This is a genomic window from Pseudomonas sp. L5B5, assembly GCF_020520285.1.
Taxonomy (GTDB): Bacteria; Pseudomonadota; Gammaproteobacteria; order Pseudomonadales; family Pseudomonadaceae; genus Aquipseudomonas.
Window position 1 is genome coordinate 5,526,619 of the sequence record NZ_CP084742.1, and the last position, 19,577, is coordinate 5,546,195.

Sequence of the window (19,577 nt, forward strand, 5' to 3'; positions counted from 1 at the left end):
GAGGGGTGAAACCATGACTACATCGATCGGCAAAACTAACCTGTTGGGGCTTACTCAACCGGAAATGGAGAAATTCTTCGACTCAATCGGGGAGAAGCGTTTCCGTGCCGGTCAGGTAATGAAATGGATTCACCACTTTGGCGTCGATGATTTCGACGCCATGACGAATGTCGGCAAGGCCTTGCGCGAGAAGCTCAAGGCTGTTGCCGAGATTCGCGGTCCGGAAGTGGTCAGCGAGGACATCTCCAGCGACGGCACCCGTAAATGGGTGGTGCGCGTGGCGTCCGGCAGCTGCGTCGAGACCGTCTACATTCCCCAGGGCAAGCGCGGCACTCTGTGCGTTTCGTCCCAGGCAGGCTGTGCCCTGGATTGCAGTTTCTGCTCCACCGGCAAGCAAGGCTTCAACAGCAACCTCACCGCCGCCGAAGTCATTGGCCAGGTGTGGATTGCCAACAAATCCTTTGGCAGCGTCCCGGCGACCGTCGACCGTGCCATCACCAACGTGGTGATGATGGGCATGGGCGAGCCGCTGCTGAACTTCGACAACGTCATCGCGGCCATGCACCTGATGATGGACGACCTGGGCTACGGCATCTCCAAGCGCCGGGTGACCCTGTCGACCTCCGGCGTGGTGCCGATGATCGATGAGCTGGCCAAGCACATCGACGTCTCCCTGGCGTTGTCCCTGCACGCACCTAACGATGCGCTGCGCAACCAGCTGGTACCGATCAACAAGAAATACCCACTGAAGATGCTGCTCGAATCCTGCCAGCGCTACATGTCGGCCCTGGGCGAGAAGCGCGTGCTGACCATCGAGTACACCCTGCTCAAGGACGTCAACGACCAGCCTGAGCACGCAGTACAGATGATCGAGCTGCTCAAGGACATTCCTTGCAAGATCAACCTGATTCCGTTCAACCCCTTTCCCCATTCCGGCTACGAGCGTCCTAGCAACAACGCCATTCGGCGTTTCCAGGACCAACTGCACCACGCCGGCTTCAACGTCACGGTGCGTACCACCCGTGGTGAAGACATCGACGCTGCTTGCGGCCAGCTGGTAGGCCAGGTGCTGGACCGCACTCGGCGCAGCGAGCGTTACATCGCCGTGCGCGAGTTGAGCGCCGACGCGGATATGCCGCAAAGCGCCGCGGCCCGTACCTGAGAGAGGATCTCCATGGTCTTGCGCCTAGCGCTGCTCCTGCTTGTTGCCAGCCTCGGTGCTGGCTGTGTTCTGTCGGGCGATCCTGCTCCTTTGAACACCGGCAAGGGCCGCGATGAAGCGCGTCAGGCCTATGTGCAGTTGGGGTTGGGCTACCTTCAGCAAGGCATGAGCGAGCGAGCCAAGGTGCCGCTCAAGCAGGCCCTTGAGCTGGCACCGGATGATGCCGATGCCAACGCTGCCCTGGCGTTGGTGTTCCAGGCCGAGATGGAGCCAGCGCTGGCTGATGCACAATTTCGCAAAGCCTTGTCAGCACGTCCGAACAACGCCCGGATTCTCAATAACTACGGCAGTTTCCTGTTCGAAGAAAAACGTTACAAAGAGGCTTATCAGCGCTTCGAGCAAGCGGCTGCTGATACCCTGTATCCTGAACGTTCCCGGGTCTTCGAGAATCTGGGGGTAACCGCTTCAAAGCTGGGACAGCGCGAACTGGCCCAGTTGCAATTGGTGAAAGCCCTGCGTTTGAACCAGCAGCAACCTCGCGCATTACTGGAAATGGCTGAGTTGTCTTACGAAGACAGGCATTATGTGCCCGCGCGTGACTACTACGATCGTTTTGGCCTGCTTGGCGAGCAAAATGCACGTAGTCTATTGCTCGGCATCCGTCTGGCAACGGTGTTCGAGGATCACGACAAGGCCTCCAGTTACGGTCTGCAACTAAAGCGACTTTATCCCGGTACGCCGGAATATCAGCAATACCTGTCGGAGCAATGATGAAAGTGGCGCAACCCGAAGTTCAAGCAGCGACTCGCGTCAATCCCGGAGAAACCCTGCGCCAGGCCCGTGAAAGCAATGGCTGGTCGCTGGCTGAAGTGGCTCACAAGCTCAATCTCACCGTGAGCTCCCTGAGCAACGTGGAAGCCGGAGCCTTCGACAAGCTCCCGGGACATACCTTTGCCCGTGGATACATTCGCGCCTATGCCAAGCTGCTGGACATGGACCAGGCGGCCCTGGTCCAGTCCTTCGACCAGTACACCGGCACCGATTCCCAAGGCAGCAGCGTGCATGCCCTGGGTCGCATCGAGGAGCCAGTGCGGGTATCCCATACCATCCTGCGGATCGTCAGCCTGTTGCTGCTGGTGGCTGTGGTTGGCGGTGGTTTCATCTGGTGGCAGGACCAGACGTCGCAACGCAGCAAGGAGCAGGTTAGCCTGAGCCCGGAGCATGTCGAGGTCGAGGGTGCTGACGGCAAGACCCAGATTCACCCGATCGATGAGCCGGAAGACCAGGCCGTTGCCGAAGGCCAGAGCGAAGCCGAAGCCAATGCCGCACAGTCGGCCGGCCAGGTGTCCAGCGAGGTCGCAGCCGCTCCGGTGACGCCAGCAGTTGCAGCCCAGGTGCCGGCTCCTGCTGCACCATCCATCCCTGCCCAGGGGGCTGCGGTTCCGGCTCCAGCCCCAGTGATTGTTTCGCCGGCGGCTGCTACACCCGCACCTGCTGCAGCCGCAAGCGTGCCAGCGCCTGCTATAGCATCTGCAGGTTCCGGTCAGGTACAGATCCAGTTCAGTGCCGACTGCTGGACCCAGGTCAGCGATGGCAGTGGCAAGATCCTGCTCAGCGCCCTCAAGCGCAAGGGCGAGACTGTCGATGTCAGCGGCAAGCCGCCTTTTGCCATACGCCTGGGCTACGCCCGCGGCGCACAAATCAGCTACAACGGTCAGGCGGTGGATATCGCCCCGTTCACCACCGGCGAGACTGCTCGCCTGAAGTTAGGTCAATAAGTCATGCACGGCGAATCTCCAATCAAACGTCGCGAGTCCCGCAAGATATGGGTCGGCTCGGTACCGGTGGGCGGCGATGCCCCCATCGCGGTGCAGAGCATGACCAACAGCGACACCAATGACGTGGCTGCGACCGTGGCCCAGATCAACCGCCTGGAAGCCGCCGGTGTCGACATCGTGCGGGTTTCGGTGCCGGATATGGACGCCGCCGAGGCGTTCGGTCGGATCAAGCAGCAGGTCAAGGTGCCGCTGGTGGCCGACATTCACTTCGATTACCGGATCGCCCTGCGCGTGGCCGAGCTGGGTGTCGACTGCCTGCGTATCAATCCGGGCAACATCGGTCGAGAGGATCGGGTGCGTGCGGTGGTCGATGCAGCTCGCGACCGAGGTATTCCGATCCGTATCGGAGTCAATGCCGGCTCGTTGGAGAAGGACCTGCAGAAGAAGTATGGCGAACCGACCCCGGCTGCCCTGGTGGAGTCGGCCCTGCGTCATGTGGAACACCTGGAACGTCTGAACTTCAAGGACTTCAAGGTCAGCGTGAAGGCATCCGATGTGTTCATGGCCGTCGAAGCCTACCGTCTGCTGGCCAAGGAAATCATCCAGCCCCTGCATTTGGGAATCACTGAAGCCGGTGGATTGCGTTCAGGCACGGTGAAATCCGCCGTCGGCCTCGGTATGCTGCTGGCCGAAGGGATTGGCGATACCATTCGTATTTCGTTGGCGGCCGATCCGGTCGAGGAAGTGAAGGTCGGCTACGACATTCTCAAGTCCCTGCATCTGCGTTCCCGTGGCATCAACTTCATTGCCTGCCCGAGCTGCTCGCGGCAGAACTTCGATGTGGTCAAGACCATGAACGAGCTGGAAGGGCGTCTTGAAGACCTGCTGGTGCCCATGGATGTTGCGGTGATCGGCTGCGTGGTCAACGGCCCGGGTGAGGCCAAAGAGGCGCACATCGGCCTGACCGGTGGCACGCCGAACCTGATCTACATCGATGGCAAGCCGGCACAGAAACTGACCAATGACAATCTGGTGGAAGAGCTTGAAAGGCTGATCCGGCAGAAGGCGGCCGAAAAGGTCGAAGCCGACGCAGCGCTGATCGCTCGCGGCTAACCGAACGTATTTAAGGATTTTTTGTGAGCAAGTCTCTACAAGCCATTCGTGGCATGAATGACATCCTGCCCGAGCAGACGCCCCTGTGGCGTTATTTCGAGGGCACCGTGGCGCGCCTGCTGGATAACTACGGTTACAAGCAGATCCGCATGCCGATCGTCGAGTTCACCGAACTGTTCAAGCGCTCCATCGGTGAAGTGACCGATATCGTCGAAAAAGAGATGTACACCTTCGAAGACCGCAACGGCGACTCCCTGACCCTGCGTCCAGAAGGCACTGCCGCCTGCGTGCGTGCGGCCCTGGAACATGGCCTGACCGGTGCCGGCCAGGTACAGAAACTCTGGTACATCGGTCCGATGTTCCGCCACGAACGTCCACAGAAAGGCCGTTATCGCCAGTTCCACCAGATCGGCCTGGAAGTGTTCAACCTCGACGGTCCGGATATCGACGCCGAGCTGATCGTGCTGACCTGGCGCCTGTGGGGCGAGCTGGGTATCCGTGATGCGGTGAAGCTCGAACTCAACAGCCTGGGTACTTCCGAAGCCCGCGCGCGTTATCGCGAAGCCCTGGTCGAGTTTCTTTCGGCGCGCATGGACAAGCTGGACGAAGACAGCCAGCGTCGCCTCAAGAGCAATCCACTGCGCGTACTGGACACCAAGGACCCTGGCACCCAGGCGGTACTGGTGGATGCGCCGAAGCTGGCCGATTACCTGGACGAAGAGTCCCGGGTGCATTTCGAGGGTCTCAAGGCTCGCCTGGATGCTGCCGGCATTCCGTATGTGATCAATCCGAAGCTGGTACGCGGGCTGGATTACTACAGCAAGACTGTTTTCGAATGGGTGACCGACAAGCTCGGGGCCCAGGGCACTGTCTGTGCCGGCGGCCGCTACGATGGCCTGGTCGAACAGATGGGCGGCAAGCCGACTCCGGGTGTGGGTTTTGCCATGGGCATCGAGCGTCTGGTGCTGATGCTGGAAACGCTGGAGCGGGTGCCGGAAGAAATTTCCCGCCAGGTGGACGTCTATCTCTGCGCTTTTGGCGAGGCAGCCGAGCTGGCAGGCCTGGCCCTGAGCGAGCGGGTACGCGACCAGTTGCCGAACCTGCGCCTGCAGGTCAACGCCGGTGCTGGCAGCTTCAAGAGCCAGTTCAAGAAGGCCGACAAGAGCGGTGCGCTGTACGCGCTGATCCTCGGTGACGACGAAATGGCCCAGCAAGTGGTAGGTTTCAAGCCCCTGCGTGGCCAGGGCGAACAACAAAGCATTGCCTGGGATGCGCTCGCTGCGCACCTGGCCACCTGCATCGTGCAGGGTTGAAGCTGTCAAACAGCCGATTTAGCGAATAAGGAGTATTGGGGTGTCGAGTACCGAAGATGAACAGCTAGCGGAATTTAAGGACTGGTGGCAGCGTAACGGCAAACCCCTGGTGACCGGTGGCCTGCTGGCCCTGGTCATCGTGTTCGGCTGGCAGGCCTGGCACAAGTATCAGAACAACCAGTCGCAAGGCGCTTCGGTGCTCTATCAGCAGTTGCTGGAAACCACCCTGACGCCTGATGGCAAGCCGGATGCGGCCCGTGTCGCCGACCTGGCCGGCAAGCTCAACAGCGAGTTTGGCGGCACGGCATACGCGCAGTACGGCAGCCTGTTCGTGGCCAAGGTGGCAGTGGACAGCGGCAAGCTGGACGACGCTGCGGCCCAGCTCAAGGCTGTGGCCGACAAACCGGCGAACCCGACCCTGGGCGAAGTGGCGCGTCAGCGCCTGGCTCAGGTACTGGCGGCGCAGAGCAAGGTCGATGATGCCCTGAAACTGCTCGACGGTGATGCTGACAAGGCCTTCCTGGCCACCCGTGAAGAACTCAAGGGCGATCTGCTGGTCCAGTTGGGCCGTGTCGATGAAGCCCATGCTGCGTACCAAAAAGCCAAGGCGGCGCTGTCGGATGAAGCGGCGGTCGGTGGCTTACAAATCAAGCTCGACGACCTGGCCAAAGGGGATGCGTGACGTGATCCGTTGGAAACATGCAGCATTGCTGGCCCTGGCCTTGTTGGCCGCGGGTTGCAGCAGCAACAGCAAGAAAGAACTGCCACCGGCCGAACTGGTCGACTTCAAGGAAGAGGTGGTCCTGCAGAAACAGTGGAGCCGCTCTATCGGTGATGGCCAGGGCGACACGTACAACATGCTGGTTCCGGCCATCGATGGCAGCACCATCTACGCCACCGATGTCACTGGCGTTGTGGTAGCCATGGACCGCATGAACGGCGATGTCAAATGGAAGCAGGACCTGGAACTGCCTGTTTCCGGTGCTGTAGGCGTGGGTTATGGCCTGGTCATGATCGGCACCTTGAAAGGTGAAGTGGTCGCCCTCGACACTTCCAGTGGCGAAGAAAAATGGCGTGCCCGCGTCACCAGCGAGGTGCTGGCACCTCCCGCTACCAACGGTGACGTGGTTGTGGTCCAGACCCAGGATGACCGGGTGATTGGCCTTGATGCGAGCACCGGTAACCAGCTGTGGCTCTACGACAGCACTCCAGCGGTACTGACCCTGCGTGGCACCAGTGCCCCGCTGGCGACCAACCGTCTGGCCGTGGCAGGCCTTTCCACCGGCAAGGTGGTGGCGCTGGATATCCGCAACGGCGTGCCGGTGTGGGAGCAGCGTGTGGCCATCCCGCAAGGTCGTTCCGAACTGGACCGGGTAGTGGACATCGATGGTGGCCTGCTGCTGTCTGGTGGCACGCTCTACGTGGCCAGCTACCAGGGCCGGGTCTCGGCTCTGGACCTGGAGAGCGGCCGTCCGTTGTGGCAGCGTGATGCTTCCAGCTACGCGGGTGTCGCCCAGGGCTTCGGCAGCGTCTATGTCAGCCTGTCCTCGGGTACCGTGGAAGGCATCGACGAGCGCTCGACCTCAGCCTTGTGGAGCAACGATTCCCTGGCTCGCCGCCAACTGTCGGCACCGGAAGTCTTCTCCAGCTACGTAGCCGTGGGTGACCTGGAAGGTTACCTGCACCTGCTAAGCCAGGTGGACGGTCGTTTCGTCGCTCGTGAGCGCATCGACAGCGACGGCCTGCGGGCCCGTCCGCTGGTGGTGGGCGACATGATCTACGTGTATGGCAACAGCGGCAAACTGGAAGCCCTGACCATCAAGTAATGGTTTGACTATGCTTGGGGTTGATTCCCCAAGCGGCCTTGTCTGGACAAGGTTCGCAGCACTTCAAGGTGCTGCCCCGAGCACCAGCCGCTGCCTCGCAGCGGCTTTTGTATTTTCTGAAATAATGCAGTGGAGAGCCGCATGGTTCCCGTAATCGCCCTGGTGGGCCGACCCAACGTCGGCAAGTCCACCTTGTTCAACCGCCTGACTCGGACCCGTGACGCCATTGTTGGCGACCTGTCCGGTCTGACCCGTGATCGCCAATACGGTGAGGCCAAGTGGCAAGGGCGTACCTATATCCTCATCGACACCGGTGGTATCTCCGGTGACGAGCATGGCATGGACGAAAAGATGGCCGAGCAGTCGCTGCTGGCCATTGAAGAAGCTGACGTGGTGCTGTTCCTGGTGGACGCCAAGGCCGGGTTTACCGCAGCCGACCAGATGATCGGCGAGCACCTGCGCAAACGTAACAAGACCTCTTATGTGATCGCCAACAAGGTCGACAATATCGACCCGGACATGGCCCGTGCCGAATTTGCACCGCTGGGCATGGGCGATGCGATCCCGATTGCCGGCGCCCATGGTCGTGGCATCAGCCAGATGCTGGAGATCGCCCTGCGCGAATTCCCCAAGGATGACGCCGACGAACCTGAAGAAGGTGAAGAGGAGATCGTTGCCGAGGGTCAGGAAGCCAAGCGTATTCCGGGCCCAAGCGAGAAGGACGGGATCAAGATCGCCATCATCGGTCGTCCCAACGTCGGCAAGTCGACCCTGGTCAACCGCATGCTGGGCGAGGACCGGGTCATTGTCTATGACCAGCCCGGTACCACCCGCGACAGTATCTACATCCCGTTCGAGCGCAACGACGAGAAGTACACGCTGATCGACACTGCCGGTGTGCGCAAGCGCGGCAAGATCCACGAGGAAGTCGAGAAGTTCTCGGTGGTCAAGACCCTGCAGGCGATCAAGGACGCCAACGTGGTGATCTTTGTCATGGACGCCCGGGAAGGGGTGGTGGACCACGACTTGAACCTGCTGGGCTTTGCCCTGGAAGCCGGTCGGGCCCTGGTGATCGCCTTGAACAAGTGGGACGGCATGCAGCCGAGCGAGCGCGACTACGTGAAGACCGAGCTGCAACGCCGGTTGTTCTTCGTCGACTTTGCCGACATCCACTTCATCTCGGCGCTGCACGGTACCGGTGTGGGCAACCTCTACCAGTCGGTGCAGAACTCCTTCAAGTCGGCGGTGACCCGCTGGCCGACCAGCCGCCTGACGCAGATTCTGGAAGACGCCGTGGGCGAGCATGCGCCGCCGATGGTCAACAACCGCCGGATCAAACTGCGTTATGCCCACCTGGGTGGCGCCAACCCGCCGCTGATCGTGATTCACGGCAACCAGGTGGAGAAGGTGCCCAAGTCCTATGTGCGCTACCTGGAGAACACTTATCGCCGGGTGCTGAAGCTGGTGGGTACGCCGATCCGCATCGAATTCAAGGGCGGCGACAACCCGTACGAAGGCAACAAGAACACCCTGACCGACCGTCAGGTCAACAAGAAGCGCCGCTTGATGTCGCACCACAAGAAAGCCGACAAGAAGCGCCGCGACAAGCGCTGAAAAAGCTGCAAGTAGCCTGCTCCAGGCAACCGCCGCGAAGTCTTGCGGCTCGTGGCTTGCAGCAGGCAACGGCGACTAAGAAGGGGCCTTCCAGGCCCCTTTTTTAATCGCTGCGCTTTGGGCTATTCTCGGGGCCTCCCGTGCCTTCGTAGAGCCGGGTGTTCAGCAGGGAACCCTCATGATCACCAGCAAGCTGCCGAATGTCGGCACCACCATCTTTACCCAAATGTCTCAGCTCGCGGTGGAAACCGGAGCCCTCAACCTGTCCCAGGGTTTTCCCGATTTCGATGGTCCGCAAGCCTTGCGTGATGCGGTTGGCCGGCATATTGCCAGCGGTCACAATCAATATGCCCCCATGACCGGGTTGCCGGTACTGCGCCAGCAGGTGGCAGCGAAGATCGCTCGCAGCTACGGCGTGCAGGTCGATGCCGACCGTGAAGTGACCATCACCCCGGGCGCTACCCAGGCGATCTTCTGTGCTATCCAGACGGTGATCCGGCCGGGTGATGAAGTCATCGTCTTCGACCCCAGTTATGACAGCTACGAGCCGTCGGTCGAATTGGCGGGTGGCCGTTGTGTGCATGTGCAACTGGGGCTGGGTGACTTTGCCATCGACTGGCAGAAGCTTGCCCACGCTCTGAGTCCGCGCACGCGGATGATCATCCTCAATGCACCCCACAACCCCAGTGGGGCCCTCATCAGCCGTGCCGAGCTGGACCAGTTGGCTGCTCTGATCCGTGATCGCGACATCTATCTGGTCAGTGATGAAGTCTACGAACACCTGGTGTTCGACGGTGTGGCCCATGTCAGCCTGCTGGCCCATGAAGAGCTGTACCGGAAGGCTTTTGTGGTCAGCTCCTTTGGCAAAACCTATCACGTCACAGGTTGGAAGACCGGTTATGTGGTGGCGCCGCCCGCCTTGAGCGCGGAGCTGCGCAAGGTGCATCAATATGTCAGCTTCTGCGGGGTGACCCCTTTGCAGTACGCTCTCGCCGACTTCATGGCCGAGCACCCGGAGCATGTCGAGCAATTGCCTGCGTTCTACCAGGCCAAGCGCGATCTGTTCTGTGATCTGTTGAGCGCTTCACGCTTCACGTTCACCCGGGTGCCCGGCACTTACTTTCAGTTGGTGGACTATTCGCAGATTCGTCCGGACTTGAACGATGTCGAGATGGCGACCTGGATGACCCGTGAGCATGGGGTCGCGGCCATTCCGGTGTCGGTGTTCTATCAGCAGCCGCCTTCGGGGCAGCGTCTGGTGCGTCTGTGTTTTGCCAAGCGTGAGGAGACGTTGCGTCAGGCAGCGGAGAAACTATGCGTGATCTGAGTGCGTTACCCGATCTGAATCTGGCGCTGATTCAGACCACCCTGGCCTGGCATGATCGCCAGGCCAACCTGGAGCATTTCGAGCCACTGCTGGAACAGGCCCGGGGTGCCGACCTGATCATCCTTCCGGAGATGTTCACCACTGGCTTTTCCATGGAGTCCACGGTCCTGGCGGAGGCTGAAAACGGCCCCACCAGCAAGTGGCTGCGCTGCCAGGCAAAAAAACTCGATGCCGTGATCACTGGCAGCGTGATCATCCAGGCGGCGGATGGCAGCCACCGCAATCGCCTGTTGTGGGCGCGCCCCGACGGAGAAGTCTGGCACTACGACAAACGCCACCTGTTTCGCATGGCCGGCGAACACGACCATTTCACCCCGGGCGAGCGCCAGGTGCAGTTCGAGCTCAAGGGGTGGCGCATTCGCCCGCTGATCTGCTACGACCTGCGTTTTCCGGTCTGGAGCCGTGACGCCCAGGATACCGACCTGTTGCTGTACACCGCCAACTGGCCGGGGGCCCGGCGCCAGCACTGGAACCGCTTGTTGCCGGCACGGGCCATCGAGAACTTGTGTTATGTCGTCGCTGTGAACCGTGTGGGCACCGATGGCAAGGGTTTCGCCTATACCGGCGACAGCCAGGTGCTGGATTTCCAGGGCGAGTCCCTGCTCAGTGCCGGGGAGGCGGATGGTGTGTTCCAGGTCTGCCTGAACGCCGCAGACCTGGCTGCCTACCGGGCCCGATTCCCGGCAAATCTCGATGCCGACAGCTTCCGCTTCACCTAGGATCGCTTCGGCTCATCAAGCTTCGTGCCGTCGATAGGACATGAGTCCGGGAGGAATCGCCATCAATGCCCATACCGTCAATCCTTACCCATCGTCTGCGGTGAACGTACGGGTCAGTGTCGACGTGCATGCCTGAGTGACGGTGGCAAATTCCGGGGTGGCCGGTGAGATGCAAAAAGGCCCCGGGGAGTCCGACTCCCCGGGGCCTTTGCGTGAAGGCTACGGTTAAGCGGCCTTGGCCTGTTGTTCGCTCAGGGAGCGGTTCAGGGCGCTGAACAATGCCTTGAAGCTTGCAGTGGTGAAGTTCTCATCGATACCCACGCCGTGCACTGCACGCTCACCATTGACCCGCAACTCGATGTAGGCCGCCGCCTTGGCATTGGTGCCTGCACCGATGGCGTGTTCGTTGTAGTCCATGATCTCCACTGGCACCGGCAGACCGGCCACCAGGGCTTCCAGGGCGCCGTTGCCCTTGCCACGCCAGTGCAGGTTGGTTTCGCCCTGGCCCTTGCTCGAAACCTCCACTTCCACGGCGCTGTGGCCGTTCTCTTCCTGCAGGCGATGGCTGACCAGCGCGTATGGGGTGTTGGCCTGCAAGTACTCACTGTGCAACAGCGCGTGGATCTGCTGGGCAGTCATTTCCAAGCCGAGGCGATCGGTTTCCCGCTGTACCACCTGGCTGAATTCGATCTGCATGCGCCGTGGCAAGCTGATGCCGTATTCCTGTTCCAGCAGGTAGGCGATCCCCCCCTTGCCCGACTGGCTGTTGACGCGGATGACCGCCTCGTAGCTGCGACCGATGTCGGCGGGATCGATCGGCAAGTACGGCACTTCCCACAAACCGTCGGCTTTCTGCTGGGCAAAGCCCTTGCGGATCGCGTCCTGGTGGGAGCCGGAGAAAGCGGTGTGGACCAGGTCGCCGACGTAGGGGTGGCGCGGGTGCACGGCAATCTGGTTGCACTCTTCCACCACCTTGCGCACGCCGTCGATGTCGGAGAAGTCGAGCTCGGGATTGATGCCCTGGGTGTAGAGGTTCAAGGCAACGGTGACCAGGTCGACGTTACCGGTGCGCTCGCCGTTGCCGAACAGGCAGCCTTCGACACGGTCGGCGCCGGCCATCAGGCCCAACTCGGTGGCCGCCACGCCGGTACCGCGGTCGTTGTGGGTGTGCAGGCTGATGAGCACGCTGTCGCGACGTTTGATGTGGCGGCAGAACCATTCGATCTGGTCGGCGTAGATGTTCGGAGTGGCGACTTCAACGGTGGCCGGGAGGTTGAGGATCACCTTGTTGGTTGGCGTGGCGTTCCAGACTTCCACCACGGCGTCGCAGACTTCCTTGGCGAACTCCAGTTCGGTGGCGCTGAAGGTCTCTGGCGAGTATTCGAACTGCCATTGGGTTTCCGGTTGCTGGGCGGCGTACTTGACGAACAGCTTGGCCGCATTCACCGCGATCTCCTTCACCCCGGCCTTGTCCTGGTTGAAGACAATGCGGCGGAACGAAGGGCTGGTGGCGTTGTAGAGATGGACGATGGCCTTCTTTGCGCCGCGCAAGGATTCGAAGGTACGGGCAATCAGGTCTTCGCGAGCCTGGGTCAACACCTGGATGGTGGTGTCGTCCGGGATGTGGCCGTCTTCGATCAAGGTGCGAACGAAGTCGAAGTCGGTTTGCGAGGCCGCCGGGAACGAGGCTTCGATTTCCTTCACGCCCACAGCCACCAGGGTCTTCCAGAAACGCAGCTTCTTGACGGCATCCATCGGTTCGATCAGCGACTGGTTGCCATCACGCAAGTCGGAACTGCACCAGATCGGCGCGCTGGTGATGGTTTTCGATGGCCAGGCACGGTCTGGCAAGTTGATGGTCGGGAACGCACGGTACTTCGAGGATGGGTCTTTGAGCATGGTCATGGAGAAATCCTTATTGTCCGGGCCGAAGAGGGGCGGCCTACCGGTGAGTCAAGAATGAATTGTTGACGCAGGGGGATGAGGCACCGCGGTTCAGCCTGGCAGTCGTGCGCTGACGAGGCAGAGGCTCCGGTGTTGACGACGCTGAATGAGGGTGTGAGAGGTTTTCATGGGCTCAACCCTAACTATTGGGGTGAGAGATGGCAAGCAACGAAAAAAAATTGAGAGGAATACTCGAATTTCTAGAATCGGCGAGATTTTATCCTGCCTGATTAGCATTTATTTTATGTGGATTGCGCACTCCCTACGAGCTGCGCAATCCCCGGGTGAGCGGGAGCTGCCCGGTTAAGGCTGGCGATGACCGGCCTGGCCAGTGGGGTCAGGGCTGGAACGCGCCGATGAAGATCGCCGGATCGACCCGGGCGTCATTCAAGCTCACGTTCCAGTGCATGTGCGGTCCGGTGGCCCGGCCCGTGGAGCCGACCTTGCCCACCACGGCGCCACGGGTCAGGGACTGGCCGGCCTGCACATCGATCTTCGACATGTGGCAGAACATGCTGATGAACCCCTGGCCATGGTCGACGAACACCGTGTTGCCATTGAAGAAGTAGTTGCCGATCAGAATCACCTTGCCCGCGGCCGGGGTCTTGATCGGCGTACCCGCTGGCACGGCGAAATCCAGGCCTGAATGCGGATTGCGCTCCTCGCCGTTGAAAAAGCGGCGTACGCCGAACTTGCTCGACAGCGGCCCGCTCACCGGCTTGTCCAGCAGCAGGTTGCTCGGGGTATTGGGGCTGAAGCTGCGATAGGCGCGCAGTTGCTCAGCCAGTTCGGCATCGATGCGCTTCAGGTCAGCCGGGTTCGGATTGACCTGGCGCTGGTTCTTCAGGGTGATGTGCTGCTCGGGGTATTTCTTGTTGCCGACCACGAAGTTCAGGCTGCGCCCACTGCTGCTCACTTGTTGGGTGCCGGGCTTGACCGTCAGTGGGATGCCGACAATCGCCAGCCAGTTGTTCTGCTCCTTGACCACCAGCACCGGCTTGCCCTGGTAGCTGGCCTTGGGGGGCTGGGCGGCGCTGCCCAGGTCGACCACTGCGACGCCACCGGGTACGGGTTTGTTCAGCATGCGGGTGATGTAGCTGTCGGCGTGAGCATTGAAGGCCAGGCACAGCAACAGCAGGGAGCAGAAAAAGCGCGGCATGGATCAATCCAGTAGGGAGAGGGTGACAGGTGTCAGGTGGTTGTCTTCGACCCGCACTTGCAGTTCGCCTTCGCCCAGGCGGGCGGTAAGGCGCTGGCCATTGCGGGTTTGCGCAGCCTTGCGAATGGCCTGGCCACGCTCATCCAGAAGAATGCTGTAGCCCCGGCCAAGAGTGGCCAGGGGGCTGACCACATGCAGGGTCTGCATCTGGCTGTGCAATTGCAGGCGGCGGGCCTTGAGGCCCTCGCGCATGGCCCGGGGCAGACGTTCGGCCAGGCTGTCCAGGCGCTGGCGCAGCAGGGCCAGATGACGTCCCGGATGCTGGGCGCCGAGACGGGTCTCCAGGCGGATCAGGCGCTCGCGACGAGTATTCAGGCTACGCTCGAAGGCGCGGCGCAGGCGCATGTCCAGATCGTCCAGGCGCTGCGCTTGCTGGCGCAGGCGTTCGCCAGGATGGCGCAGGCGTCGGGTCAGGCCGTCCAGGCGCAGGCGCTCGCGCAGCAGCCGGTCGCGCATGCGCATTACCAGGCGCCGCTGCAGGCTGTCGACTTGCCGTTGCAGGTCGCTGGAGTCCGGTGCTAGCAACTCGGCGGCGGCGGAGGGCGTGGGGGCGCGGACATCGGCCACGAAATCGCTGATGGAGACGTCGGTTTCATGGCCCACGGCGCTGACGATCGGTGTCACGCAGTCCGCTATGGCTCGAGCCACGGGTTCTTCGTTGAAGCACCAGAGATCCTCCAGGGAGCCACCGCCGCGAGCCAGGATCAGGGCGTCGAAGCCCCGGGCATCGGCCCGCTGCAGGGCCCGGACAATTTGCGCCGTGGCTTCACGCCCCTGTACGGCCGTGGGGATCAGGGTCAGCGCAACCTGCGGCGCACGGCGGCGGAAGACACTGATGATGTCGCGGATCACCGCTCCGGTGGGCGAGCTGATGATACCGATCCGTTGGGGATGGGCCGGGAGCGGCACCTTGCGCTCGGAGCTGAACAGACCCTCGGTACTGAGCTTGTCCTTCAATGCATCGAACGCCAGGCGCAGTGCGCCGTCGCCGGCAGGTTCCACGGTATCGAGAATCAGCTGGTAGTCGCCGCGTCCTTCGAACAGTGAAACCTTGCCCCGGACCTTGACTGCCAGGCCGTCCCTGAGCGCCTGGCGCACCCGTGCGGCGTTCTGTCGGAACAACGCGCAACGGACCTGGGCACCGCTGTCCTTGAGGGTGAAGTACACATGGCCGGAAGCCGGGCGGGCGAGGTTGGAGATCTCGCCTTCGACCCAGATATTGCTGAACACGTCCTCGAGCAGCACCCGGGCGCGGCCGTTGAGTTGGGTGACGGTGAGGACTTCGCGGTCCAGTCCGAGTCGAGCAAAGGGATCTTTAATCATGGGGCGCAGTTTAAAGGGCTGTTTCCGTATGGGCCAAGGCAAATCGCTTATAGGCAATCGCGAAAATACTCGACGAACTGCGCCACCAGGGGTGTCGGTTCCTGGTGATAGGCGAGGGCGATGGTGCTCTGGCAGTCGGCATCCGCCAGGGGCAGGAAGCGGATGCTGGCGGGGGCGATGTCCTGCATCGACTCGGGTAGCAGGGCGATGCCGAAGCCCGCCTGGATCAGCTGGAGCTGGGTGGTCTTGCGCGACATCACCCGCGCCGCCTTGGGGAAAAAGCCCTGGCGCATGCACAGTTCGGCCGACAGGTAACTCAGCCCGCCGCGCTGAGGGTGAGGGATGGAGATAAAGGCTTCGTCCCGCAGTTGCGCCAGATCGATTCCCTGGTCGGGAGGGTCGAGTGCAAGAGGGTGCGTCGGGGGCAGGGCCACCAGCAAGGGTTCGCTGAACAACGGGATGACCTGCACGCCTTCGCGCTGGCGCAACACGGGCAGGCGTAACAGACCGACGTCCAGGCGGCCTTCGGCCAGTTCTGCCAGTTGCGCTTCGGAGGACAGCTTGGCGATGTCCATCGAGGCTCCCGGACAATGATGCAGGTATCCGCTGATCCCCCGTAGCAGGCGGCCACTCATGGGCACGGTGCTGGAGTGGCTCAGGCGCAGGGTACCCAGTTGTCCGTGGCCTACCTGGGTCGCCAGTTCGCCGGCCTTGTGCAATTCGGCCAGCAGGTTGCGGGCCTTGGGAAAGAACGCCTCACCCGCGGCGGTCAATCGTGGCAAGCGGGCGGTGCGCTCGAACAGCGGAGTCTGCAATTGGTCCTCCAGCGCCTTGATCTGCCGACTCAAGGCCGACTGGGCGACAAACAGGCGTTCTGCCGCAGCGCTGAAGCTGCCGCATTCGGCGATTTCCACGAAATAGCGCAATTGACGGGTTGAAATCACAAGTCATGCCTTTTTGCGATGAGTGAGTGGCTTTGACGATATTAGTCGCAAGGCTGCGCTCTGGCTAAAGTCATGCCGTCTGGATCTGGGAAGTGGCGCTGATGAGTCTGTTCGTTGAAGGGTTGAACCAATGGTCTTTCGGCCTGGGGAGTTGGGTGGCGGTCGGCCTGGGCATTGTCTTGGCTTACATCGTGTTCGGCATTGCCGGTTTTGGCACTGCCCTGGTTGCAGGCCCGGTGCTGATCCTGTTCATGCCGCTGTCGAAGATCGTGCCGCTGCTGGTGCTGCTGGATTTCATCGCCGCCTTCGGCAACCTGCTGCCCTCGCGCAAGAACGTCGCCCGGCCCGAGTTGCTGCGCCTGCTGCCTTGCATGGCGCTGGGCTGCACCCTGGGGGTGATATTCCTGCTCAACCTCAAGTCCGATGTCCTGCTATTGCTGATGGGCCTGTTCATCAGTGCCTACGCCATCTACAGCCTTTGGGTGAAGGTGCGTCCTGCCCGACTGGCCCCAGGCTGGTCAGTGCCCATGGGGATAGTGGGCGGGTTGTTCGGTGCCTTGTTCGGCAGTGGTGGCTTCCTGTATGCGATCTACCTGAACAGTCGCCTGCCCATGGAGTCGGCTCGGGCGACGCAGAGCGCCTTGATCAGTTGCAGCACAGTAGTACGCCTGAGCCTGTTCGCCCTGGCCGGGGTCTACGCCGATTTGCCGCTGTTGCTGCTGGCGTTGTGCCTGTTACCAGCAATGGCTCTGGGGTTGTGGATCGGACGAGGCCTGACCATGAAGTTATCGCGCGAGGCATTTATACGCCTGGTGACCTGGCTGGTCCTGGCCAGTGGCATTGCCCTCATTGGCCGTTACTTGAGCGCTTGACCTGCGGGGTCCAGGGATTAAGCTGCCGGCCCTCGGTTCTGCTCGTCGGCCAGCCGGCTTCTACACTTGGATGGTAGAAGCCGGCTGGCCGGCGCTGCGCTTTCCTCATACGTGACCCTCCAGGCTGGCCCATGAATTCCCAAAGCATCCTCGTCCCGAAAATTTCCACCCTGCCGGTGCACGAACCCCGGGCCCGGGCCATCGTGCGCTGGCTGGTACGCAAGAACATCGTCGAGGAAACCCTGAGCACCTGTGGGCGTACCGGCAGCCGCATGGGGCATGCGATCGCGCCGGGAGCCAGAGACGTGGTGCTGCATCCCGAGCTGCTGCCTTTTGGTCAGCCGGTCAACGGTCTGGAGATCATCACCAAGCGCTGCATCTATACCCCGGCCAAGGGGTTTCTCGAAGAGGCCGGCTGCGCCAAGTGTCGCCAGGAAGTAGGCGAGGCGCTGTTCGAAAGCCTGGAAGATTGGATGCCCGGGCGCACCGACAACTTCACCTGCCCCGAATGTGGCCATGAGGACGACATCAACGGTTTCCTGTTCCTCCAGGAGTGCGGGTTCTCCAACCTGGGGTTCATCTTCAACAACTGGGCCGAGGCGGGTTTCAAGCAGCGTTTCATTGATGAGTTCGCCGACTGGCTGGACCAGCCGATGAGCTGGGTCAAGGTACAGCTCTAGTTCATCCCGGGAGGGTGTCCGGGGGGCTGGGCCTGTTGCTGACCGAGGCGAGCTTCCTCCATCCATCACTCCAGCGATATTAGATCGAGTTTTACATTGAGCACGGTGGGCTGTCTGAGTATAATGGCGCGCTTCCATTTTCCCGCCCGGGAGCCCCCGCGATGCTGCGTATCAGCCAAGAAGCCCTCACCTTCGACGACATCCTCTTAGTGCCCGGTTATTCCGAAGTACTGCCTAACGAAGTCAGTCTAAAGACCCGTTTGACCCGTGGCATCGAGCTGAATATTCCACTGGTTTCCGCCGCCATGGACACCGTCACTGAAGCCCGTCTGGCAATCGCCATGGCTCAGGAAGGCGGCATCGGCATCATCCACAAGAACATGACCGTCGAGCAGCAAGCTGCCGAAGTGCGCAAGGTCAAGCGTTTCGAGGCCGGTGTGGTCAAGGACCCCATCACCATCGAAGCCGACGCCACCGTGCGTGACCTGCTCGACCTGACCAGGACCCATAACATCTCCGGCGTGCCGGTGCTGCACAATGGCGACCTGGTAGGCATCGTGACTTCCCGCGACGTGCGTTTCGAAAGCCGCCTGGAAGTCAGCGTCCGTGAAGTGATGACCCCCAAAGAGCGTCTGGTCACTGTCAAGGACGGGGCCGTCGCCGACAAGTCCGCCGTTCGCGAACTGCTGCACAAGCACCGTATCGAGCGGGTGCTGATCGTCGATGACGCCTTCGTTCTCAAGGGCATGATGACCGTCAACGACATCGAGAAGGCCAAGGCCTATCCGCTGGCCAGCAAGGACGACCAGGGTCGTCTGCGCGTCGGCGCCGCGGTCGGCACCGGCAAGGACACCGGCGAGCGCGTCGCGGCCCTGGTTGCCGCCGGCGTTGACGTCGTTGTCGTCGACACCGCCCACGGTCACTCCAAGGGCGTGATCGATCGCGTTCGCTGGGTGAAGGAAACCTACCCGCAAGTCCAGGTGATCGGCGGCAACATCGCCACCGGCGCTGCCGCCAAGGCCCTGGCCGAGGCCGGTGCCGATGCTGTCAAGGTCGGTATCGGCCCTGGCTCGATCTGCACCACCCGCATCGTCGCCGGTGTCGGCGTGCCGCAGATCAGTGCCATCGCCAACGTCGCCGCCGCCCTTGAAGGCACGGGTGTGCCACTGATCGCCGACGGCGGTATTCGCTTCTCCGGTGACCTGTCCAAGGCCATCGTTGCCGGTGCTTCCTGCGTGATGATGGGTTCGATGTTCGCCGGTACCGAAGAGGCTCCAGGTGAAGTCGAGCTGTTCCAGGGCCGCTCCTACAAGGCCTATCGCGGCATGGGCTCGCTGGGTGCCATGGCGCAGGCGCAAGGCTCCTCCGATCGTTACTTCCAGGATTCCTCGGCCGGTGCCGAGAAGCTGGTACCGGAAGGCATCGAGGGTCGAGTGCCATACAAAGGTGCCCTGGCGGCAATCATCCACCAGCTGATGGGCGGCCTGCGGTCCTCCATGGGCTACACCGGCAGCGCGACCATCGACGAGATGCGCACCAAGCCGGAGTTCGTTCGCATCACCGGTGCCGGCATGGCTGAGTCCCACGTCCACGACGTGCAGATCACCAAGGAAGCACCCAACTATCGCGTAGGTTGATAGTGATCGCCTTCAGGTCCAGACCTGCAGGCGATTGACGAATCTA

General features: G+C 61.7%; 17 protein-coding genes. 13 read left to right on the forward strand and 4 right to left on the reverse strand.

The features are described 5' to 3' along the window. Positions 1 to 13 precede the first annotated feature (13 nt). From rlmN to LGQ10_RS25475, 10 genes are all read left to right on the forward strand, one after another. Positions 14 to 1,162, forward strand: coding sequence for a 23S rRNA (adenine(2503)-C(2))-methyltransferase RlmN (gene rlmN, locus LGQ10_RS25430; protein WP_226523558.1), 1,149 nt, complete (start codon positions 14 to 16; stop codon positions 1,160 to 1,162). 12 nt (positions 1,163 to 1,174) lie between these two features. Next, positions 1,175 to 1,933 (forward strand): type IV pilus biogenesis/stability protein PilW, encoded by a 759-nt coding sequence (pilW, locus tag LGQ10_RS25435; RefSeq protein WP_226523559.1) that lies wholly within the window; start codon positions 1,175 to 1,177, stop codon positions 1,931 to 1,933. Further along, a complete protein-coding gene (locus LGQ10_RS25440; RefSeq protein WP_226523560.1) occupies positions 1,933 to 2,940 on the forward strand; it encodes a RodZ domain-containing protein in 1,008 nt (335 codons plus the stop codon). The genes pilW and LGQ10_RS25440 overlap by 1 nt, the downstream gene beginning before the upstream one ends. 3 nt (positions 2,941 to 2,943) lie before the next feature. Beyond that, the gene (gene ispG / locus LGQ10_RS25445) at positions 2,944 to 4,053 is read left to right on the forward strand and encodes a flavodoxin-dependent (E)-4-hydroxy-3-methylbut-2-enyl-diphosphate synthase (protein ID WP_058435783.1); all 1,110 of its coding nucleotides are present in this window, start codon (positions 2,944 to 2,946) and stop codon (positions 4,051 to 4,053) included. 23 nt (positions 4,054 to 4,076) lie between these two features. Further along, positions 4,077 to 5,366: a histidine--tRNA ligase gene (gene hisS / locus LGQ10_RS25450; RefSeq protein WP_058435782.1), complete on the forward strand. Its 1,290-nt coding sequence runs from the start codon at positions 4,077 to 4,079 to the stop codon at positions 5,364 to 5,366. Between the two features lie 40 nt (positions 5,367 to 5,406). After that, positions 5,407 to 6,048: a tetratricopeptide repeat protein gene (locus tag LGQ10_RS25455; protein WP_226523561.1), complete on the forward strand. Its 642-nt coding sequence runs from the start codon at positions 5,407 to 5,409 to the stop codon at positions 6,046 to 6,048. Continuing rightward, positions 6,041 to 7,192, forward strand: coding sequence for an outer membrane protein assembly factor BamB (bamB, locus tag LGQ10_RS25460; protein WP_226523562.1), 1,152 nt, complete (start codon positions 6,041 to 6,043; stop codon positions 7,190 to 7,192). Before LGQ10_RS25455 ends, bamB begins: the two co-directional genes overlap by 8 nt. A 141-nt stretch (positions 7,193 to 7,333) precedes the next feature. Then, on the forward strand, positions 7,334 to 8,806 hold the full coding sequence (der, locus tag LGQ10_RS25465) for a ribosome biogenesis GTPase Der (RefSeq protein WP_226523563.1): 1,473 nt from the start codon (positions 7,334 to 7,336) through the stop codon (positions 8,804 to 8,806). A gap of 178 nt (positions 8,807 to 8,984) precedes the next feature. Further along, the gene (locus tag LGQ10_RS25470; RefSeq protein ID WP_226523564.1) at positions 8,985 to 10,133 is read left to right on the forward strand and encodes a pyridoxal phosphate-dependent aminotransferase; all 1,149 of its coding nucleotides are present in this window, start codon (positions 8,985 to 8,987) and stop codon (positions 10,131 to 10,133) included. Continuing rightward, entirely contained in the window at positions 10,121 to 10,912 is a 792-nt protein-coding gene (locus LGQ10_RS25475) for an amidohydrolase (RefSeq protein WP_226523565.1), read from the forward strand. The genes LGQ10_RS25470 and LGQ10_RS25475 overlap by 13 nt, the downstream gene beginning before the upstream one ends. Before the next feature lie 225 nt (positions 10,913 to 11,137). Here LGQ10_RS25475 and leuA read toward each other — a convergent pair whose 3' ends face one another. The 4 genes from leuA to LGQ10_RS25495 all read right to left on the reverse strand — a co-directional run bounded on the left by leuA (position 11,138) and on the right by LGQ10_RS25495 (position 16,342). Next, a complete protein-coding gene (gene leuA / locus LGQ10_RS25480) occupies positions 11,138 to 12,817 on the reverse strand; it encodes a 2-isopropylmalate synthase (protein WP_058434514.1) in 1,680 nt (559 codons plus the stop codon). Between the two features lie 376 nt (positions 12,818 to 13,193). Continuing rightward, the gene (locus LGQ10_RS25485) at positions 13,194 to 14,015 is read right to left on the reverse strand and encodes a peptidoglycan DD-metalloendopeptidase family protein (RefSeq protein WP_226523566.1); all 822 of its coding nucleotides are present in this window, start codon (positions 14,013 to 14,015) and stop codon (positions 13,194 to 13,196) included. 3 nt (positions 14,016 to 14,018) lie between these two features. Beyond that, complete coding sequence (xseA, locus tag LGQ10_RS25490) at positions 14,019 to 15,398, reverse strand: exodeoxyribonuclease VII large subunit (protein ID WP_226523567.1); 1,380 nt, start codon at positions 15,396 to 15,398, stop codon at positions 14,019 to 14,021. Between the two features lie 47 nt (positions 15,399 to 15,445). Continuing rightward, positions 15,446 to 16,342 (reverse strand): LysR family transcriptional regulator, encoded by an 897-nt coding sequence (locus LGQ10_RS25495; RefSeq protein WP_226523568.1) that lies wholly within the window; start codon positions 16,340 to 16,342, stop codon positions 15,446 to 15,448. Positions 16,343 to 16,443: 101 nt separating this feature from the next. Between LGQ10_RS25495 and LGQ10_RS25500 the strand changes: the two genes are divergently transcribed. The 3 genes from LGQ10_RS25500 to guaB all read left to right on the forward strand — a co-directional run bounded on the left by LGQ10_RS25500 (position 16,444) and on the right by guaB (position 19,531). Next, positions 16,444 to 17,214, forward strand: coding sequence for a sulfite exporter TauE/SafE family protein (locus tag LGQ10_RS25500; RefSeq protein WP_226523569.1), 771 nt, complete (start codon positions 16,444 to 16,446; stop codon positions 17,212 to 17,214). 131 nt (positions 17,215 to 17,345) lie between these two features. Then, positions 17,346 to 17,894, forward strand: a complete 549-nt coding sequence (locus tag LGQ10_RS25505) for a sugar ABC transporter ATPase (protein ID WP_226523570.1) — start codon at positions 17,346 to 17,348, stop codon at positions 17,892 to 17,894. A 161-nt stretch (positions 17,895 to 18,055) separates the two neighbouring features. Next, the gene (guaB, locus tag LGQ10_RS25510; RefSeq protein WP_058438865.1) at positions 18,056 to 19,531 is read left to right on the forward strand and encodes an IMP dehydrogenase; all 1,476 of its coding nucleotides are present in this window, start codon (positions 18,056 to 18,058) and stop codon (positions 19,529 to 19,531) included. Positions 19,532 to 19,577 lie beyond the last annotated feature (46 nt).